The organism is Prauserella shujinwangii (genome assembly GCF_003001955.1).
GTDB lineage: Bacteria > Actinomycetota > Actinomycetes > Mycobacteriales > Pseudonocardiaceae > Qaidamihabitans > Qaidamihabitans shujinwangii.
In genome coordinates, this window is sequence record NZ_PVNH01000012.1 from 135,923 (window position 1) to 152,653 (window position 16,731).

Consider the following 16,731-nt stretch of genomic DNA (forward strand, 5'->3'; position numbering starts at 1 on the left):
CGAGTCGGTGCTGGCGAGCGGTGGGGAACGGCGTTCTAGCTGGTGGCCTCCTGAAGGGCCGCACCGAGATCCTTGGCCTCCTCGGCCGACAGTTCGACGACGAGTCGCCCACCACCCTCGAGCGGTACGCGCATCACGAGGCCCCGCCCCTCCTTGGTCACTTCGAGGGGACCATCTCCGGTCCGGGGCTTCATGGCCGCCATAGCGTGCTCCCTCCGTCTGAACCAGCGCGCCCGGGTCGCGCTCGCCAAAGCAACCGGGTTGTGACCATTGTCCCCCATCAGCCGAAGGCCGCGAACACGGACCGATCTTAACGTGCGGCATAGGTGCTGGTATGCGGCTCGCGAGGCTGTCAGACTCGCGGGGCGGAACGCGTAACGGAAGGATTTTCCAGTGACCACAGAGGACGTGCTGCGAAGCGCTGACGCCGACGGCGTGCGCACCCTGACCCTGAACCGGCCCCAGGCGTACAACTCGCTCACGGTCGAGCTCAAGGAGCGGCTGCTGGGGGCGCTGCGCGGGGCGGCGGAGGACGCCGACGTGCGGGCGGTCGTGCTCACCGGTTCCGGCAAGGCGTTCTGCGCCGGGCAGGATCTCAAGGAACACGTCGGGATGCTGCAGTCGGGCGATCCGGCACCCCTGCGCACGGTCTCCGACCACTACAACCCGATCGTGCGGGCGATCGTCGACATGCCGAAGCCGGTGATCGCCGCGGTGAACGGGCCGGCCGCGGGCGCGGGCGCGGCCTTCGCCTACGCCGCCGACCTGCGGATCGCGGCGAGCTCGGCGAACTTCATGATGGCCTTCGCCAACGTCGGGCTCGGCCCGGACTCCGGAGCCTCGTGGACCCTGCAGCGGCTGATCGGCTACGGCCGCGCGGCCGAGCTGATGCTCCTGGCACGCACGGTGGACTCCACCGAGGCGCTGCGGATCGGGCTGGTGAGCGAGGTGGTCACCGACGAGGAGCTGCCCACGAGGGCGCACGCGCTGGCCGCCCGGCTCGCGGCGGGCCCCACGGTGGCGTACGCCAAGATCAAGGGCACCCTGACGACCGCGGCGGAGAGCACCCTGGAGGAGGCGCTGGCCGCCGAGGAGGCCGCGCAGGCCGCGCTCGGCGCGACCGCCGACCACACCGAGGCCGTGGAGGCCTTCGTCGCGAAGCGCAAGCCCGACTTCTCCGGCAAGTGACGGTCATGAGTGGCTCGTTACTGGCGAAGAACGTCAGTAACGAGCCACTCAGGACATCCCGGAGGCCCGGAAGCAGCCGGCCACGTGGTCATCGACCATGCCGGTGGCCTGCATGAGCGCGTAGCAGGTGGTCGGGCCGACGAAGACGAACCCGCGGCGCTTCAGCTCCTTGGCCATCGCCTTCGACTCCGCCGTCACGGCGGGCACCTCCGCCATCGTGCGCGGCCGCCGCCTGCCCTCGGCCGGTGGGGCGAACGACCACAGCAGCTCGTCGAGCGGCACGTCGAGGTCGGCGATCGCGCGCGCGTTGTTGATCGTGGCGAGCACCTTCGCCCGGTTGCGCACGATCGCGGCGTCGGCGAGCAGCCGGGCGACGTCGTCGTCCCCGAAGCGGGCGACGCGCTCCGGGGAGAACCCGGCGAACGCCCGCCGGAACGCCTCCCGCTTGCGCAGGATCGTCAGCCACGACAGCCCGGACTGGAACGCCTCCAGCGAGAGCCGCTCGAACAGCGCGGCCTCACCGCGCAGCGGGAAACCCCACTCGGTGTCGTGGTACTCGGCGTAGTCGGGTGCGGTGTTGCCCCAGGAGCAGCGCGCGACACCGTCCTCCCCCAGCAGCTCGGTCATCCGCCCACCACGTAGGACTCGGCGAACCGCGCGAACCGCTGCAGCGACTGCCGCAGCCCGAGCACGAACGCGGGCTTCACCAGCGGCCAGCCCAGCCTGCCGACCACGCCGAGCGGCAGGTCCAGCTGCTCCGACCAGATGAACACCGACCGCTGCGGGCCGCGCTCCTGCACGTGGAAGGCGCCGGTGCCCCGCACGATCTTCCCGAGGTGCCGGACGGTGCACCGCACCGGCGGCTCCCAGCTGGTGATCTCCATGGTGTCGGTGACCCCGATCCCGCCGATGCCGGTGAAGGCCTCCAGCCGCGACCCGACGCTGCGCCCGTTGCCCGACACCACGCGCACCTCGGTGCCGAGCATCCACTCGCGCTGCCTGCCCCAGTCGGTGAGCGCCAGCCACGTCGTGCCCGCGGGCGCGGCGACGTCGACGGACACGACGACGTCGGTCATCGCGACGCCTCCCGGCGGTCCGCCAGCCGGTGCTCCGCCAGCTCCGCCTCCAGCTGCGCCACCCGTTCCCGGAGGCCGTCGATCTCGGAGCCCAGCCTGCTCAGCACCCAGTCGACCTCGGACATCTTGTAACCCCGCAGCACCAGCTGGAACCGCACGGCGCCCACGTCCTCGCCGGTGATGTCCTCGGCGGGCAGCCTCGTCGGCGAGCTGCCCGGAGCGAGCGGCGCCAGCTCCTCGCCCCGCCCGAACACGACGGCGGCCAGCAGGAACACCACAGCCGCCACGAGCAGCATGATGACGAGGTAGATGAGCGCGGTGGTCACGCCACGATCGTGACACACCCCCGCGCTCACCCGCGCGCCGCCAGCACCTCCCGCATCGGGGGCCGGTCGGCGACCAGCACGTCGGTCACGTCCGGCAGCCACTCGCCGGAGACCTGCACGAACTGCGTCAGCTCGGTGCTCGCGGCGTCGACGCCGCAGCGGGCGAGCGCGGTGCCGAGGATCTGCCGTGCCATCACGCCCAGCTGCAGCAGCGAGCGGTTGCGGTGCTTGCGGACGCCGAGGTTCACCTGTGCCAGCGCGTCCACGCCGTAGCGGGCCTCGGCGTCGAGCAGCAACCCGATCTCCACGCCGTACCCCGCCGCGAACGGCACCGACTCCAGCAGCTCCCGCGTCGCCGCGTACTCCCCGCCCAGCGGCTGCACCAGCCCGGACAACGCGGGCCGCAACGCCGAGAGCACGGGCCTGGCCAGCAGCTCGGTGACCCGCCCCCCGCCGGTGCCGATCTCGGCGGTCTCCAGCCGCAGCGGGCGCCGGTAGAACCCCTTGACCAGGTGCACGCCCGGCTCGGTGAGCACGGGCCCGAGCAGCGCGGGCACGAACGCCGGGTCGGGGTCGACCAGGTCGGAGTCGAGGAACACCACGACGTCGCCGCCGGTGGCCGCGAGCGAGCGCCACAGCACCTCGCCCTTGCCGGGCCGCGGAGCCCAGTCCGGCAGGACGTCCTCGCGGTGCACCACCCGTGCCCCGGCCCTGGCGGCGACCTCGGCGGTGTCGTCGGTGGAACCCGAGTCGGCCACCACCAGTTCGTCGACCAGCGAACCCAGTAGCGGGCGCACCGAGCCGACCACCCCGGCCACCGTCTCCCGCTCGTTCAGCGCGGGCAGCACGACGGACACGGTGCGAGCCCCCTTGGCACGCACCAGCTCGGCGACCGGCCACCCGGGGGCCTGCCAGGTCCGTTCGGCGAACCAGCGCAGCGACGTCATGGCTGTGATCGTGCCATCCTGGCGGCCGAGCCCCGGGAGGAGATGTGTTGCACCTGTTGATCCGCTGGCTGCTGGCACCGCTGGCGCGGGCGCTGTACCGGCCCGACGTGCGGGGCGCGGACAAGGTCCCGCTGGACGGGCCGGTCATCCTCGCCGCGAACCACCGGTCGGCGGTCGACACCGCGGTGATCCCGATCGTCACGCCGCGCCCGGTGAAGTTCCTCGGCAAGGCCGAGTACTTCGCGGGCCGGGGCCTGCGCGGCCGGTTCGTGGCGAACTTCCTCGCCGCGCTCGGGTACGTGCCGGTGGAGCGGGGCAACGCCAAGGCCGGGCTGGCCGCGCTGGAGGCGGCGCGCAAGGTGCTCGACGCGGGAGGCGCGTTCGGCATCTACCCGGAGGGCACGCGCTCGCTGGACGGCAGGCTCCACCGCGGGCACACCGGTGTGGGCGCGCTGGCGCTGGCGACGGGGGCGACGGTGGTGCCGGTGGCGCTGACCGGCACGGAGCGGCTGCTGCCGGTGGGCCGCAGGATCCCGCGACCGGCCCGGGTCACGGTGCGCTTCGGCGAGCCGCTCGAGTTCTCCCGCTACGACGGGCTCGACGCGGCACCGGCGATCCGGCGCGCCGTCACCGACGAGATCATGTACGCGATCATGGAGCTGTCCGGCCAGGAGTACGTGGACGCCTACCACCGGCGTCCCGACGCCGCCTGAGCCGGACGCCGTCCCCCAAGGCCACCTTGGGGGACGATCAGCTGGCCCACTTGTCGACCGGCTCGGCACGGTGGCGGGCGAAGGCGTCGAGCAGGGCGGCCGGGTCGGCGTCGATCGTCACCAGGTCGCGGCTGCGGGTGTCCAGGAAACCCTCCTCGACCATGTGGTCGATGAACTCGCCGAGCCGCGTGTAGTAGCCGCCCGCGTCGACCAGCCCGATCGGTTTCGCATGCAGCCCGAGCTGGGCCCACGTCCACACCTCGAACAGCTCCTCGAGCGTGCCCGCGCCGCCGGGCAGCGCGAGGAACCCGTCGGCGAGCGCGGCCATCTTCGCCTTGCGCTCGTGCATGTTGGCCACCACGTGCTGCTCGGTGAGGCCCTCGTGGGCGATCTCGACGCGCAGGAGGTTCTCCGGGATCACGCCGATCACCTCGCCGCCCGCGGCGAGCGCGGCGTCGGCGACGGCACCCATGAGCCCGACGCTCGCGCCGCCGTACACCACACCGATCCCGCGCTCGGCCAGCAGCGTGCCCACCGCCGCGGCGTCCCGCGCGTAGCGGGCGTCCCGCCCCGGCGAGGAGCCGCAGAAGACGCAGACCCGTCCGATCAATGCGTGTCCTCCCAAGCCTTGTAGGCCTCGAGCACGATCCCGACCGCGTCGTCGATGTCGTCGGTCACGTGCAGCAGCGCCGCGTCCCGCTCCCCGATCTTGCCCTCGGAGAGCACGGTGCCGCGCACCCACTCGTAGAGCCCGCCCCAGTACGCCGAGCCGAACAGCACCACGGGGAACTTCGTCACCTTCTTCGTCTGCACGAGCGTGAGCGCCTCGAACAGCTCGTCGAGCGTGCCGAACCCGCCGGGCAGGCAGATGAACGCCTGCGCGTACTTGATGAACATCGTCTTGCGGGTGAAGAAGTAGCGGAAGTTCACGCCGAGATCGACCCACGGGTTGAGGCCCTGCTCGAACGGCAGCTCGATGCCGAGGCCGATGGACAGCCCGCCCGCCTCCGAGGCACCGCGGTTGACGGCCTCCATCGAGCCCGGCCCGCCCCCGGTGATCGCCGCGAACCCCGCGTTGGCCAGTGCGGCGCCGATCTGCCTGCCCAGCTCGTACTCGGGGTGGTCGCGCGGCGTGCGGGCGGATCCGAACACCGTCACCGCGCGCGGCACCTCGGCCAGCGCCCCGAAGCCCTCGACGAACTCCGCCTGGATGCGCAGCACCCGCCACGGGTCGGTGTGGACCCAGTCGCTGGGACCCCGGGAGTCCAGCAGGCGCTGGTCGGTCGTCGTGTCCTCGGCGCGCCGTCCCCGGCGCAGCACCACCGGGCCCCGGTGCTTCTCCGGCGGGTGCTCCGCGTCGGTCTCCGCGTTCTGGCTCACGTGCTCGCTCACGGCGCCTACCCTAGGAGGTTCCGCCGAGGAAGGACCGGAGCACCTCCGCGACGCGGGTGATCTCCGCCACCCGCACGTGCTCCTCCCGCGTGTGCGCGAGCGTCGGGTCACCGGGCCCGAAGTTCACCGCGGGCATGCCGAGCGCGGCGAAGCGGGCGACGTCGGTCCAGCCGAGCTTCGCGGCGACCCGCCCCCCGGCGGCGCGCACGAGCTCCGCGGCGGCGGGCGCGCCGAGCCCCGGCTGGGCGGCCGGCGAACAGTCCACAACGGACAGATCGAAGCCGTCGAACACCTCGCGCAGGTGCGCCTCCGCCTGTTCGGGCGTGCGGTCCGGCGCGAACCGGTGGTTCACCGACAGCACCGCCTCGTCGGGCACGACGTTGCCGGAAACGCCGCCGGTCACGCGGACGGCCTGCAGGCCCTCGCGGTAGGTGAGCCCGTCGATCTCCACCACACGCGGCTCGTAGGCGGTGAGCCTGCGCAGCGGCTCGGCGAGGCCGTGGATGGCGTTGTCGCCCATCCAGGCGCGCGCGGTGTGCGCGCGGGCGCCGGTGCGGCGCAGCTCCACCCGCATCGTGCCCTGGCAGCCCGCCTCGATCACCGCGTTCGACGGCTCGCCCACGATCGCGAGGTCGCCCCGCAGCCAGCCGGGCAGCTCGCGCTCGATGCGGCCCAGCCCGTTGCGCTCGGCCTCCACCTCCTCGCAGTCGTAGAACACGAACGTCACGTCGTGCCTCGGCGCGCGGAGCGTGGCGGCGAGGTGCAGGAACACCGCGTCGCCGCCCTTCATGTCCACCGTGCCGAGGCCGTGCAGCACCGCGTCGGCTCCGGAACCCGTCCACGTCGCGGGCAGGTTCCGGTTCACCGGCACCGTGTCCAGGTGCCCGGCCAGCACCACCCGGGACGGCCTGCCCAGCGATGTGCGGGCCAGCACGGCGTCCCCGTGGCGCACGACCTCCAGGTGCGGGGCGTGCTCGCGCAGCCCGGCCTCCACGGCGTCGGCGATGACCGCCTCGTGGCCGGACACGCTCTCGATGTCGACGAGCGCGGCGGTGAGATCGACGGGATCGGTGCGGGGATCGAGCGAGGCCATGGACGCACGGTACTGGGAGCTGCGTACGGTGAGGGCGTGCGCACCCGAGTTGTCCTCGCCGCCGTCGCCGCGGCCGCGCTGCTGCCGCTGGCGGCCTGCTCCGGGGAGGCCGGGCCGGAACCGAAGCGGTCGCCGGACCCCGGCCCCGGAGCGCTGTACGACAAGATCGACCTGCTGATGAACGACCCGTGCTTCCGCGAGCCCACCGGGCTGGCGCCTCCGGAGTGCGAGAAGTACGTCACCCAGCTCGCCAGCGTGCCGGGCAACGCGGCGAAGTACGCGGGTGGCGACCATCCGGAGCTGAAGGACGCGGGCAGCGCGCTGGGCGAGGCGATCGCCGCGTACCGGGACAACGGCTGCGCGAAGGCAGCCGCGGCCCCGGCGTGCTCGCAGGCGCTGCGGGACGTCGCCGACGCGCTGCGGGAGGTCGAGGCCGAGATCGCGACGCTGCCCGGCGTCACGGCGAATCCCCGCTGACCCGACGCGTTACGGTTACGGCCGTGAGCGAGACCCCGAATCCCGAAACCACCGGCGCCACCGGCGTCGGCCTCGCGACCGTCGCGAACGGCACGGTGCTGGACACGTGGTTCCCGCACCCGAAGCTGATCGAGGGCGGTCCGGACGCCGAGGGCGGCACCGAGCGGCTGACCACGGAGCAGGCCGTGGCGAGCCTCGGCGACGCCGTCGCGGGCCTGCTCGGCCCCGACACCGACCGCGCGGTCGAGGTCGTCGCCGTGCGCGTGACGATCCCCGCGCTGGCCACCGCGCCCGCCGACACGCACGACGTCTACCTCCGGTTGCACCTGCTCTCCCACCGCCTGGTCCGCCCGCACGGCCAGAACCTCGACGGCATCTTCGGACTGCTGTCCAACGTCGTGTGGACCAACCACGGACCGTGCCCGGTGGAGGGCTTCGAGGCCACGCGGCTGCGGCTGCGCGCCCGGGGCGCCGTCACCGTCTACGGCGTGGACAAGTTCCCGCGCATGGTCGACTACGTGCTGCCCAGCGGCGTCCGGATCGCCGACGCCGACCGGGTGCGCCTGGGCGCGCACCTCGCGAGCGGCACGACCGTGATGCACGAGGGGTTCGTCAACTTCAACGCGGGCACGCTGGGCGCCTCCATGGTGGAGGGCCGCATCTCGGCCGGTGTCGTGGTCGGCGACGGCACGGACGTCGGCGGTGGCGCGTCGATCATGGGCACGCTGTCGGGTGGCGGCAAGGAAGTGATCTCGATCGGCGAGCGGTGCCTGATCGGCGCGAACGGCGGCGTCGGCATCTCGCTCGGTGACGACTCCGTGATCGAGGCCGGGCTGTACGTCACGGCGGGCACGAAGGTGCAGGCCGAGGGCAGGGCCGTCAAGGCACGCGAACTGTCCGGCATCTCGGGTGCGCTGTTCCGCAGGAACTCGTCGACCGGCGCCGTGGAGGTCGTGCCCAAGCAGGGCGCCGGCGTGGAGCTCAACGCCGCCCTGCACGCCAACGACTGAGGCGCACCGAGCCTGCCCGCCGCGTGGTGGTCGTGAGTGGAGAACGTTGTTCTAACCACGTTCTTCACTCACGACCGCCACGCGGCGTGTTCACCTACACTTCATCCGGTGACTACCGTTTCGTTGCCCGCCGAACCGGTCGTGGCCGGCCCCGGTGACTCCCCCGCCCAGCACCTGCGCGCGAAGCTGGACACCGAGCTGCGTGCCCTGACCTCCCGCGAGCCGGGGACCCGGGCCGGCAAGGATCCCGAGGACCTGCACCAGATGCGGGTGGCCACCCGGCGGATGCGCAGCGTGCTCAAGCTGGGCAGGCAGCTGCTCGGCCCGGAGGCGGAGCAGGTGCGGGCCGAGCTGGGCTGGCTCGGCGCGGCGCTGGGCGAGGTGCGGGACTACGACGTGCTCATCGGGCACCTGCGTGAGGTGGTCGCGGACTTCGAGGTCGCCGACCAGGCGGCCGGGCGCAGGCTGGTCTCCGAGTTCGTCCGGCAGCGCGGGCAGGCCAAGCGGAGGCTGAACCGGGCGCTGTCGTCCGAGCGTTACGCGGCACTGCTGAGCACGGCCGCCCGGCTCACCCAGCGGCCCGACATCGAGCCGGGGCAGGGGGAGGCCGAGGACGGCGAGGCGAGGACCGTGCTGGTCGGGTCGCTGCGCAAGCCGCACCGCAGGCTGGTCAAGGCGGCCGCCGCGCTCCCGGAGGACCCGCCGGACGACGACCTGCACGCGTTGCGCATCCACAGCAAGCGTTTGCGGTACGCGGCCGAGCTCGCGCGGCCCGCCGCGGGCAGGAAGCAGGCGAAAAGGCTGCGCGGCCTGGTCAAGGCGGCCAAGCGGCTGCAGACCGTGCTCGGCGACCACCAGGACGCGGTCGTGGCGGTGTCGCGCATGCGGGACCTGCTCGGCACGGCGACCGGCGCCGACGCCCACGTGGGCTTCGTCGCGGGCCGGATCGTCGAGCGGGAGCTGGCCAAGCGCGCCGAGGCCAGGCGGCGGTGGCGCGGCCTGGTGGCCGACATCGACGCGGCGGCGAGGGCCGTGCTGCCGTGACGGCAGTGCAGGCCACCTTCAGAGCGCGCTGAGCCGCGCGGCCGCGGCGTCCACCCGCTCATCGGTGGCGGTCAGCGCGATGCGCACGTGGCGGCCGCCCGCGGGCCCGTAGAACGAGCCGGGCGCGACCAGGATGCCGTGCCGGGCGAGCCAGTCGACCGTGACGGCCGCGTCCTCGTCGCGCGTGGCCCACAGGTACAGACCCGCCTCGGAATGGTCGATGCGGAAACCGCTGTCCTGCAACGCCTTGCGCAGCACGGCGCGGCGGGCGGCGTAGCGCTCGCGCTGCTCCCGCAGGGCCTCGTCGTCGCCCAGCGCGACGGTCATGGCCTCCTGCACCGGCCTCGGCACGATCATGCCCGCGTGCTTGCGCACCGCGAGCAGGTCGGCGACCAGCGCCGGATCACCGGTGACGAACCCGGCCCGGTACCCGGCCAGGTTCGCCGACTTCGACAGCGAGTGCACGGCGAGCAGGCCGTCGAGCCGCCCGCCGTGGACGGACGGATGCAGCAGCGAGACCGGCTCGCCCTCCCAGCCCAGCGCGAGGTAGCACTCGTCGGACACCACGATCGTGCCGCGCTCGCGCGCCCACTCCACGACCTTGCGCAGGTGCTCGACTCCGAGCACCCGCCCGGTGGGGTTGGACGGTGAGTTCAGCCACAGCACCCTGGGCCGTTGCGGGCCCAGCGCCGTGAGGCCGTCCGCCCGCAGCACGGAGGCGCCTGCCAGCAGGGCGCCCACCTCGTAGGTCGGGTAGGCGAGCTCGGGAATGACGACCAGGTCGCCGGGACCGGCGCCGAGCAGCGTCGGCAACCACGCGACCAGTTCCTTCGACCCGATCGTGGGCAGCACGGCATCGGGTTCGACGCCCTCGGCGCCGTGCCGCCTGCGCAGCGCCGCCACGGCGGCGGACCGCAGCGCAGGCGTGCCGTGCGTCGCCGGGTAGCCGGGCACGCCGGACACGGACGCCAGCGCGGCGCGGATGCTCTCCGGCACCGGATCGACCGGCGTCCCGACCGACAGGTCGACGATCCCGTCCGGATGCGCGGCGGCCAGCTCTTTCTGACCGGCCAGCGAGTCCCAGGGAAAGTCGGGCAGGCGGTTCATTCGCCCTGCGGCGGCAGGTCCTTGATCCACTGCGGGTCGTGCGCGGTCTTGCCGACCTTGGACGCGCCGCCCGGCGAGCCCAGCTCGTCGAAGAAGTCGACGTTGGCCTTGGTGTAGGCACTCCACTCGTCCGGGACGTCGTCCTCGTAGTAGATGGCTTCGACCGGACACACCGGCTCGCAGGCTCCGCAGTCGACGCACTCGTCGGGGTGGATGTAGAGCATCCGCTCGCCCTCGTAGATGCAGTCGACGGGGCACTCGTCGATGCATGCCTTGTCGAGCACGTCGACGCAGGGCTCGGCGATCACGTAGGTCACTGCGTACTCCTGGTTCAGTGGTCTGGCCCGAATGCGGACATTACAGCTGTCCCGCCCGGCATCCTATGCGGCCTACCGGTCCCGCTCCGGCTTCCGCTCCGGTACGCGGCGATCACCGGTCACCACGAACCGGGGACGTTCCGGTTCGGTGCCGTCGGTGTTGTCGGTGTTGTCGGCGTCGTTCTCGTCACCCCGGGGAGGTCGCACGGCCCGGTTGAAGCTGTCGGCGATCTCCTTGGCCAGGTCGGCGTTGTGCCGGTCGTCCCTTCGCGCGATGCTCATCGGCCCTCCTGTCTGCGCCTTTGGTACCAATCTAGTGGTGAACCCCGCGGAGAAGCTCGAGCAGGCGTGCGCCGACGCGTGGCCGGCACAGGTGGAACGGCGCCTCGGCGACTGGCGCCTGCGGGCCGCGGGCGGCTTCACCGGCCGGGCCAACAGCGCACTGGCGCTCGGCGACCCGGGCCGCCCGGTGCCGGACGCGCTGTCCGAGATCTGTGAGTTCGCCCACGCCCACCGCATCGAGCCCATGGCGCAGGCCGTGCGGGGCGGCCCCGTCGAGGACGCGCTCGCCCGCGCGGGCTGGGTGCCCCACGAGACCTACGTGAACGGGCACGAGGTGTCCGTGCTGCTGGGACCGCTCCGGCCGGGAGCCCGCGGGACCGGCGAGGACGGGGTGCGCGTGCTCGGCGCGCCGACGCCCGGCTGGTGGGAGCTGACCGTGGACCGGCCCGAGCCCACCGAGGCGGAGCGGCACGTGCTCACCGGCGGCGCGCGGGTCGGTTACGGGGTCGCGACCCGCGAGGGCCGCACGGTCGGCGCGGTGCGCGGCGCGGTGGCGGGCGGCGTGCTCCTCGTGGCCAGGCTGGCGGTGCGGCCGGAGTACCGGGGCCAGGGCCTCGGCACCGCGCTGATGGCGGCCGTCGGCGGCTGGGCCGGGCGGCACGGCGCCACGCGCTGTGCACTCCAGGTGTCCGTGCGCAACGAGCGGGCACTCGCCCTGTACGAGCGGCTCGGGTTCGGCGAGCACCACCGTTACCGGTACTGGGTTCCCGGCGCCCGGTGAACCGTCCGGCGTGGAAGGATCGGGCCCTGTGAAGGTTGTGGTTGTAGTCGGCGGAGTGGGTGGTGCCCGCTTCCTGCTCGGGGTGAAGGCCGCGCTGGGCCTGCCCGGGATCGGTGAGCCCGCCGAGGCGTCCCCGCACGAGGTCACCGCGATCGTCAACACCGGCGACGACGTGTGGTTGCACGGTCTGCGGATCTGCCCCGACCTGGACACCTGCATGTACACGCTCGGCGGCGGTATCGACCCCGAGCGGGGCTGGGGGCACGCGGGCGAGACGTGGACGGTCAAGGAGGAGCTGGCCGCCTACGGCGCGGAGCCGAGCTGGTTCGGGCTCGGCGACAAGGACATCGCCACGCACCTCATCCGGACCCGGATGCTCAAGGCGGGCTACCCGCTCTCCGCCGTGACGGAGGCGCTGTGCGACCGGTGGCGGCCGGGGGCCCGGCTGCTGCCGATGACCGACGACCGGGTGGAGACGCACGTCGTCGTGGACGACCCGGACCTGCCAGGGCAGCGCAAGGCCCTGCACTTCCAGGAGTGGTGGGTGCGCTACCGGGCGCAGCTGCCCGCGCACTCGATCGTGCCGGTCGGCGCGGAGCAGTCGGTGCCGGGGCCCGGGGTGCTCGAGTCGATCGCGGAGGCCGACGCGGTGCTGCTGGCCCCGTCGAACCCGGTGGTGTCGGTGGGCACGGTGCTGTCGGTGCCCGGGGTCCGCGACGCCGTGCGCAAGACCGAGGCCGGGGTCGTGGGCGTCTCCCCGATCATCGGCGGCAAGCCGCTGCGGGGCATGGCCGACGCGTGCCTGGCGGCGATCGGCGTGGAGACGTCCGCCGAGGGCGTCGGCAGGCACTACGGCTCCCGCCAGACGTCCGACGAGGGACTGCTGGACGGGTGGCTGGTGCAGGCGGGCGAGTCGGTGGACGTGCCGGGCGTCGCCGTGCGCGCCGTGCCGCTCATCATGTCCGATGTGGACGCCACCGCGGGGATGGCCCGCGCGGCGCTGAACCTGGCCGGGGTGGACCTTGACTGAGCACGACCACGCGGCGGAGCGGCTGGAGATCCTCCCGGTGGAGGGCCTGCCGGAGTTCCGGCCCGGCGATGACCTGACCGGCGCCATCGCGGACGCGGCACGCTGGCTGCGCTCCGGCGACGTCGTGGTGGTGACCAGCAAGATCGTGTCCAAGATCGAGGGCAGGCTGATCCGCGTGCCCCGCGACCCGGAGGCTCGCGACGCCGCCCGGCGCAGGCTGGTGGAGCAGGAGTCCGTGCGCGTGCTGGCGCGGATCGGGCGGACGGTCATCACCCAGAACCGGATCGGCGTGGTACAGGCCGCGTCCGGTGTCGACGCGTCCAATGTGGCCGGTGACGAGGTCGCCCTGCTGCCCGCCGACCCGGACGCCTCCGCGCTGGCGTTGCGCAACGGGCTGCGGGAGCGGCTCGGCGTGGAGGTGGCGGTGGTGGTCACCGACACGATGGGGCGGGCGTGGCGCAACGGGCAGACCGACGCGGCCATCGGGTCCTCGGGCCTGCGCGTGCTGCACTCCTACGCCGGTTCGGTGGACGGGCAGGGCAACGAGCTGGAAGTCACCGAGATCGCCGTGGCCGACGAGATCGCCGCCGCGGCGGATCTGGTGAAGGGCAAGCTCGGCGGCACCCCGGTCGCCGTCGTCCGCGGGCTGCGCGTCGGCGACGAGTCGTCGACCGCGCGGGACCTCGTGCGGCCGGCCGAGGAGGACCTGTTCCGGCTCGGCACCGCCGAGGCGATCGCCCAGGGCCGCCGCGAGGCGGTGCTGGTGCGCCGCTCGGTGCGCGAGTTCAGCGGTAAGCCGGTGGACGAGCACGTGCTGCGCCGCGCCATCGGGGCCGCGCTCACCGCACCGGCGCCCCACCACACCCGGCCGGTGCGGTTCGGCTGGCTGCGGGACCGGGCGCGCCGGGAGGAGCTGCTCGGCGCGATGCGGGAGGCGTGGCGGGCCGACCTGGCCGGCGACGGTTTCACCGAGGAGCAGATCACGAAGCGGCTGCGCCGCGGCGACATCCTGTTCGACGCGCCCGAGGTGGTGGTCCCGTTCCTGGTCGCCGAGGGTGCGCACACCTACCCCGACGACCGGCGCAACGCGTGCGAGCACACGATGTTCACCGTCGCGGCCGGGGCCGCGGTGCAGGGGCTCCTCGTGGCGCTCGCCGCGGAGGACCTCGGCTCGTGCTGGATCGGCTCCACGATCTTCGCCGCCGACGTGGTGCGCCGCACGCTCGGCCTGCCGCCGGAGTGGGAGCCGCTGGGCGCCGTGGCGATCGGCCACCCTGCGGCGGGCCCCTCCGGGCCGCGCGAGCCGAGAGACCTCGGGGAAGGGCTGGTGGAGTGGTGAGCCTGCACGCCTCCGCACTGTCCAGCCTGGAGAGCTGGCAGCCCCCGACGGCGGCGCAGGAGTCGCTGCGGCAGGCCTACCTGGGCTTCCTGGTGGCCCGTGCCGACGCCTGCGCGCGGGAGTGCGCGGCGGGACACCTGACGGCGTCGGCCGTCGTGCTGGACGACACCGGCGAGCGGGTGCTGCTCACCCTGCACCCCCGGGTCGGCCGCTGGCTGCAGCTCGGCGGGCACTGCGAGCCTGGTGACGAGTCGCTGGCGGCGGCCGCGCTGCGCGAGGCGCGGGAGGAGTCGGGGATGTCCGGACTGCGGATCGACCCGGAGCCGTTGCACCTGGAGGTGCATCCGATCACGTGCTCGCTGGGAGTGCCGACCCGGCACTTCGACGTGCGCTTCCTGGTGCGCGCGCCGCGGGGCGCGCAGGCCGTGCGCAGCGCGGAGTCCGACGACCTGCGCTGGTGGCCCGCGACGGCGCTGCCCCCGGACACCGAGGACCTCACCGAGCTGCTCGCCACCGCGCTCGACCGCGCCTGACGCCCGGGGCCGCCCGCCGTCCCCGGCGGTGAATGGCACTGCCCCAGACCGGGGCGGGGTTGACTTTGTAGCATGTTTTGTGTCACCTTCTTGGGACAAGCAATGCTACAAAGGAGGGGTTGTGAACGTACCTGTCGACGACGCGGGCCTGCGCCGCGCACGCCGGTGGCTGGTCCGGCACGGGGCACCAGGCCAGGAGCCGGACCGGTTGCTGGCCGCCCGGATGACCGTGCGGGAACGGATGCGCCATCAGCTGATCCTGCACGCGCTGATGCTGGCGTTCCTCGTCATCGGGTTCGCCGTGCTGCGGGAGTTCGTCCGGTTCTCCGTCGCCGTCGACGGCGTGGAGCTGATGGGCCCGCTGCTGCTGGCCGGGGCGTACCTGCTGGCCGCGGCCTCGGCGTGGTGGCTGGCGCACCGCAAGCGGCGCGCCGAGCAACGGATCGCCGCCACCCTGCCCCGGAGGACCGCGCACAGCGCCGTGCGGCTGCCCCGCGAGGTGCTCGGCGCGCCGTTCCTCGCCGCCGTCGCGGTCACCTACGCGGGCGGGGTCGCCCTCGGCGCGGGCATGCTGCTGTTCGGCGGCCACCTCGTCGACCGGGTGCTGGGGCTGATCCTCACCGCCGGCACCCTGGTCTTCGGGGTCCTCACCGCGCTCGTGGCCGGGGAGGAGGTCCGCAGGCCCGCCCTCGCGGACGGCGACGCCGCGCTGGCCGTCGACGACCTGCTCCGCACCCAGGACTCTCACCAGGGCGTGCCCTACAGCCTGCCGGTCGCGCTGGTCATGTCGATGATGACGGTGAGCCCGGTGTTCACCGGGCTGCTGCTCGGGTACGTCGCCGTCGCCCTGCTGCTGTGGGGAGCGACGTACCTGACCGACCACCGCCGCCCGCTGCCCCGGACCGCCGCGGAGCCGACGCGATGATCATCAGTGTGGACGCGGACTCCAAGGTGCCGCCGTACGAGCAGGTCCGCTCGGAGCTGGCCAGGCAGATCAACGACGGCACGCTGGCCGTGGGCACGAAGCTGCCCACGGTGCGCAGGCTCGCGGCCGACCTCGGCATCGCGCCGAACACGATCGCCAGGGCCTACCGGGAGCTGGAGGAGGCCGGGCTCATCGAGACGCGGGGCAGGGCGGGCAGCTTCGTCGGCTCGTCGGGCGACACCAGCAGGCAGCGGGTGCGGGAGGCGGCGGCGGAGTACGCCGCGGTGGCGCACCGGATGGGCATCGGCCCCGACGAGGCGCTGGCGATCGTCACCGCCGCCCTGCGCTCGTGAGCGGGAAACGTTGTTCTTACCACGGAAAACACTCACGAGAGGTAGTCGTGGTCGCGGGCGTCGGTGATGGCCATGTGGCCGGGGGCGTGGCCGATCGCGAACGGCGGCCGCGACCGCATCACCGCCGCCTGCGGGGTCACGCCGCAGGCCCAGAACACCGGCAGCTCCCCCGGCCGGATCTCCACCGCGTCGCCGAAGTCGGGGTGGTCGAGGTCCTCCAGCCCCAGCAGGCCGGGAGAGCCGACGTGCACCGGCGCGCCGTGCACCGCCGGGTACCGCGCCGTGACCCGCACCGCGAGCGGGACCAGCTCGGCGGGCACCGGCCGCATCGACACCACCAGCGAGCCCGACAGGCGGCCCGCGGGCCTGCACTCCCGGTTGGTGCGGTACATCGGCACGTTCGTGCCCGCCTCGATGTGCCGCACCGGCACGCCCGCGTCCAGCAGCGCCGTCTCGAACGTGAAGCTGCAGCCGACGAGAAACGACACCAGGTCGTCCCGCCACACCCCGGTCACGTCCGCGCACTCGTCGACGAGCTCCCCGTCGCGGTAGACGCGGTAGGCAGGCAGGTCGGTGCGCAGGTCGCCGGAGAAGATCGACGCGCTGGTCTCGCCGGGCTCGGTGACGTCGAGCACCGGGCACGCCTGCGGGTTGCGCTGCGCGAACAGCAGGAAGTCGTAGGCGTGGTCGCGCGGCAGGCTGATCAGGTTGGCCTGCGCCCAGCCCGCGCAGAAACCCGAGGTCGGCACGCGCAGCCCGGCCCGGAACTTCGCCCTCGCCTCGGCGGGGGTCAGCGCC

The 16,731-nt window shown here is 73.5% G+C and carries 23 protein-coding genes; 11 read left to right on the forward strand and 12 right to left on the reverse strand.

Going from position 1 to position 16,731, the window contains the following annotated elements:
* Positions 1 to 35: 35 nt before the first annotated feature.
* Positions 36 to 203, reverse strand: coding sequence for a DUF3117 domain-containing protein (locus B0I33_RS26280; RefSeq protein ID WP_009152618.1), 168 nt, complete (start codon positions 201 to 203; stop codon positions 36 to 38).
* Positions 204 to 393: 190 nt separating this feature from the next.
* Here B0I33_RS26280 and B0I33_RS26285 point away from each other — a divergent pair, with 190 nt between their 5' ends.
* A complete protein-coding gene (locus tag B0I33_RS26285; RefSeq protein ID WP_106181573.1) occupies positions 394 to 1,188 on the forward strand; it encodes an enoyl-CoA hydratase-related protein in 795 nt (264 codons plus the stop codon).
* Positions 1,189 to 1,236: 48 nt separating this feature from the next.
* Here the strand turns inward: B0I33_RS26285 and B0I33_RS26290 are convergent, their stop codons facing one another.
* From B0I33_RS26290 to B0I33_RS26305, 4 genes are read right to left on the reverse strand one after another with little or no spacing between them, the layout of a single operon-like run.
* Positions 1,237 to 1,815, reverse strand: a complete 579-nt coding sequence (locus B0I33_RS26290) for a DNA-3-methyladenine glycosylase I (RefSeq protein ID WP_106181574.1) — start codon at positions 1,813 to 1,815, stop codon at positions 1,237 to 1,239.
* Positions 1,812 to 2,264: an SRPBCC family protein gene (locus tag B0I33_RS26295; protein ID WP_106181575.1), complete on the reverse strand. Its 453-nt coding sequence runs from the start codon at positions 2,262 to 2,264 to the stop codon at positions 1,812 to 1,814. Before B0I33_RS26295 ends, B0I33_RS26290 begins: the two co-directional genes overlap by 4 nt.
* On the reverse strand, positions 2,261 to 2,590 hold the full coding sequence (locus B0I33_RS26300) for a DivIVA domain-containing protein (protein ID WP_106181576.1): 330 nt from the start codon (positions 2,588 to 2,590) through the stop codon (positions 2,261 to 2,263). The genes B0I33_RS26295 and B0I33_RS26300 overlap by 4 nt, the downstream gene beginning before the upstream one ends.
* A 26-nt stretch (positions 2,591 to 2,616) precedes the next feature.
* Entirely contained in the window at positions 2,617 to 3,528 is a 912-nt protein-coding gene (locus B0I33_RS26305; protein WP_106181726.1) for a glucosyl-3-phosphoglycerate synthase, read from the reverse strand.
* A 53-nt stretch (positions 3,529 to 3,581) separates the two neighbouring features.
* Between B0I33_RS26305 and B0I33_RS26310 the strand changes: the two genes are divergently transcribed.
* Complete coding sequence (locus B0I33_RS26310; protein WP_106181577.1) at positions 3,582 to 4,250, forward strand: lysophospholipid acyltransferase family protein; 669 nt, start codon at positions 3,582 to 3,584, stop codon at positions 4,248 to 4,250.
* A gap of 37 nt (positions 4,251 to 4,287) precedes the next feature.
* On the opposite strand, the gene B0I33_RS26315 is transcribed toward B0I33_RS26310, so the two are convergent.
* From B0I33_RS26315 to dapE, 3 genes are read right to left on the reverse strand one after another with little or no spacing between them, the layout of a single operon-like run.
* Positions 4,288 to 4,857 (reverse strand): LOG family protein, encoded by a 570-nt coding sequence (locus tag B0I33_RS26315; RefSeq protein WP_106181729.1) that lies wholly within the window; start codon positions 4,855 to 4,857, stop codon positions 4,288 to 4,290.
* On the reverse strand, positions 4,857 to 5,642 hold the full coding sequence (locus tag B0I33_RS26320) for an LOG family protein (RefSeq protein ID WP_245901089.1): 786 nt from the start codon (positions 5,640 to 5,642) through the stop codon (positions 4,857 to 4,859). Before B0I33_RS26320 ends, B0I33_RS26315 begins: the two co-directional genes overlap by 1 nt.
* A 10-nt stretch (positions 5,643 to 5,652) precedes the next feature.
* Positions 5,653 to 6,735: a succinyl-diaminopimelate desuccinylase gene (gene dapE / locus B0I33_RS26325; protein WP_106181578.1), complete on the reverse strand. Its 1,083-nt coding sequence runs from the start codon at positions 6,733 to 6,735 to the stop codon at positions 5,653 to 5,655.
* A gap of 36 nt (positions 6,736 to 6,771) precedes the next feature.
* Here dapE and B0I33_RS26330 point away from each other — a divergent pair, with 36 nt between their 5' ends.
* The 3 genes from B0I33_RS26330 (at position 6,772) to B0I33_RS26340 (ending at position 9,266) form a co-directional block, all read left to right on the forward strand.
* Positions 6,772 to 7,212: a hypothetical protein gene (locus B0I33_RS26330; protein WP_106181579.1), complete on the forward strand. Its 441-nt coding sequence runs from the start codon at positions 6,772 to 6,774 to the stop codon at positions 7,210 to 7,212.
* 23 nt (positions 7,213 to 7,235) lie between these two features.
* A complete protein-coding gene (gene dapD / locus B0I33_RS26335) occupies positions 7,236 to 8,222 on the forward strand; it encodes a 2,3,4,5-tetrahydropyridine-2,6-dicarboxylate N-succinyltransferase (protein ID WP_106181580.1) in 987 nt (328 codons plus the stop codon).
* Between the two features lie 108 nt (positions 8,223 to 8,330).
* A complete protein-coding gene (locus B0I33_RS26340) occupies positions 8,331 to 9,266 on the forward strand; it encodes a CHAD domain-containing protein (protein WP_106181581.1) in 936 nt (311 codons plus the stop codon).
* A gap of 18 nt (positions 9,267 to 9,284) precedes the next feature.
* Here B0I33_RS26340 and dapC read toward each other — a convergent pair whose 3' ends face one another.
* The 3 genes from dapC to B0I33_RS26355 form a co-directional block, all read right to left on the reverse strand.
* Positions 9,285 to 10,373: a succinyldiaminopimelate transaminase gene (dapC, locus tag B0I33_RS26345; RefSeq protein ID WP_106181582.1), complete on the reverse strand. Its 1,089-nt coding sequence runs from the start codon at positions 10,371 to 10,373 to the stop codon at positions 9,285 to 9,287.
* Positions 10,370 to 10,690 (reverse strand): ferredoxin, encoded by a 321-nt coding sequence (fdxA, locus tag B0I33_RS26350; RefSeq protein WP_009152606.1) that lies wholly within the window; start codon positions 10,688 to 10,690, stop codon positions 10,370 to 10,372. The genes dapC and fdxA overlap by 4 nt, the downstream gene beginning before the upstream one ends.
* Before the next feature lie 72 nt (positions 10,691 to 10,762).
* Positions 10,763 to 10,972, reverse strand: coding sequence for a hypothetical protein (locus B0I33_RS26355; RefSeq protein ID WP_106181583.1), 210 nt, complete (start codon positions 10,970 to 10,972; stop codon positions 10,763 to 10,765).
* Positions 10,973 to 11,009: 37 nt separating this feature from the next.
* Here B0I33_RS26355 and B0I33_RS26360 point away from each other — a divergent pair, with 37 nt between their 5' ends.
* The 6 genes from B0I33_RS26360 (at position 11,010) to B0I33_RS26385 (ending at position 15,933) form a co-directional block, all read left to right on the forward strand.
* Positions 11,010 to 11,753 carry a GNAT family N-acetyltransferase gene (locus tag B0I33_RS26360; RefSeq protein WP_106181731.1) on the forward strand — a complete coding sequence of 248 codons (744 nt, stop codon included), beginning with the start codon at positions 11,010 to 11,012 and terminating at the stop codon, positions 11,751 to 11,753.
* 28 nt (positions 11,754 to 11,781) lie between these two features.
* On the forward strand, positions 11,782 to 12,783 hold the full coding sequence (gene cofD, locus B0I33_RS26365) for a 2-phospho-L-lactate transferase (RefSeq protein ID WP_106181584.1): 1,002 nt from the start codon (positions 11,782 to 11,784) through the stop codon (positions 12,781 to 12,783).
* Positions 12,776 to 14,122 carry a coenzyme F420-0:L-glutamate ligase gene (locus B0I33_RS26370; protein ID WP_106181585.1) on the forward strand — a complete coding sequence of 449 codons (1,347 nt, stop codon included), beginning with the start codon at positions 12,776 to 12,778 and terminating at the stop codon, positions 14,120 to 14,122. The genes cofD and B0I33_RS26370 overlap by 8 nt, the downstream gene beginning before the upstream one ends.
* A complete protein-coding gene (locus B0I33_RS26375; protein ID WP_106181586.1) occupies positions 14,119 to 14,655 on the forward strand; it encodes an NUDIX hydrolase in 537 nt (178 codons plus the stop codon). Before B0I33_RS26370 ends, B0I33_RS26375 begins: the two co-directional genes overlap by 4 nt.
* Positions 14,656 to 14,776: 121 nt before the next feature.
* Complete coding sequence (locus B0I33_RS26380; RefSeq protein ID WP_106181587.1) at positions 14,777 to 15,580, forward strand: hypothetical protein; 804 nt, start codon at positions 14,777 to 14,779, stop codon at positions 15,578 to 15,580.
* Entirely contained in the window at positions 15,577 to 15,933 is a 357-nt protein-coding gene (locus B0I33_RS26385) for a GntR family transcriptional regulator (protein ID WP_106181588.1), read from the forward strand. Before B0I33_RS26380 ends, B0I33_RS26385 begins: the two co-directional genes overlap by 4 nt.
* A 32-nt stretch (positions 15,934 to 15,965) precedes the next feature.
* On the opposite strand, the gene B0I33_RS26390 is transcribed toward B0I33_RS26385, so the two are convergent.
* A complete protein-coding gene (locus tag B0I33_RS26390) occupies positions 15,966 to 16,727 on the reverse strand; it encodes a putative hydro-lyase (protein ID WP_245901109.1) in 762 nt (253 codons plus the stop codon).
* Between the last annotated feature and the right edge of the window lie 4 nt (positions 16,728 to 16,731).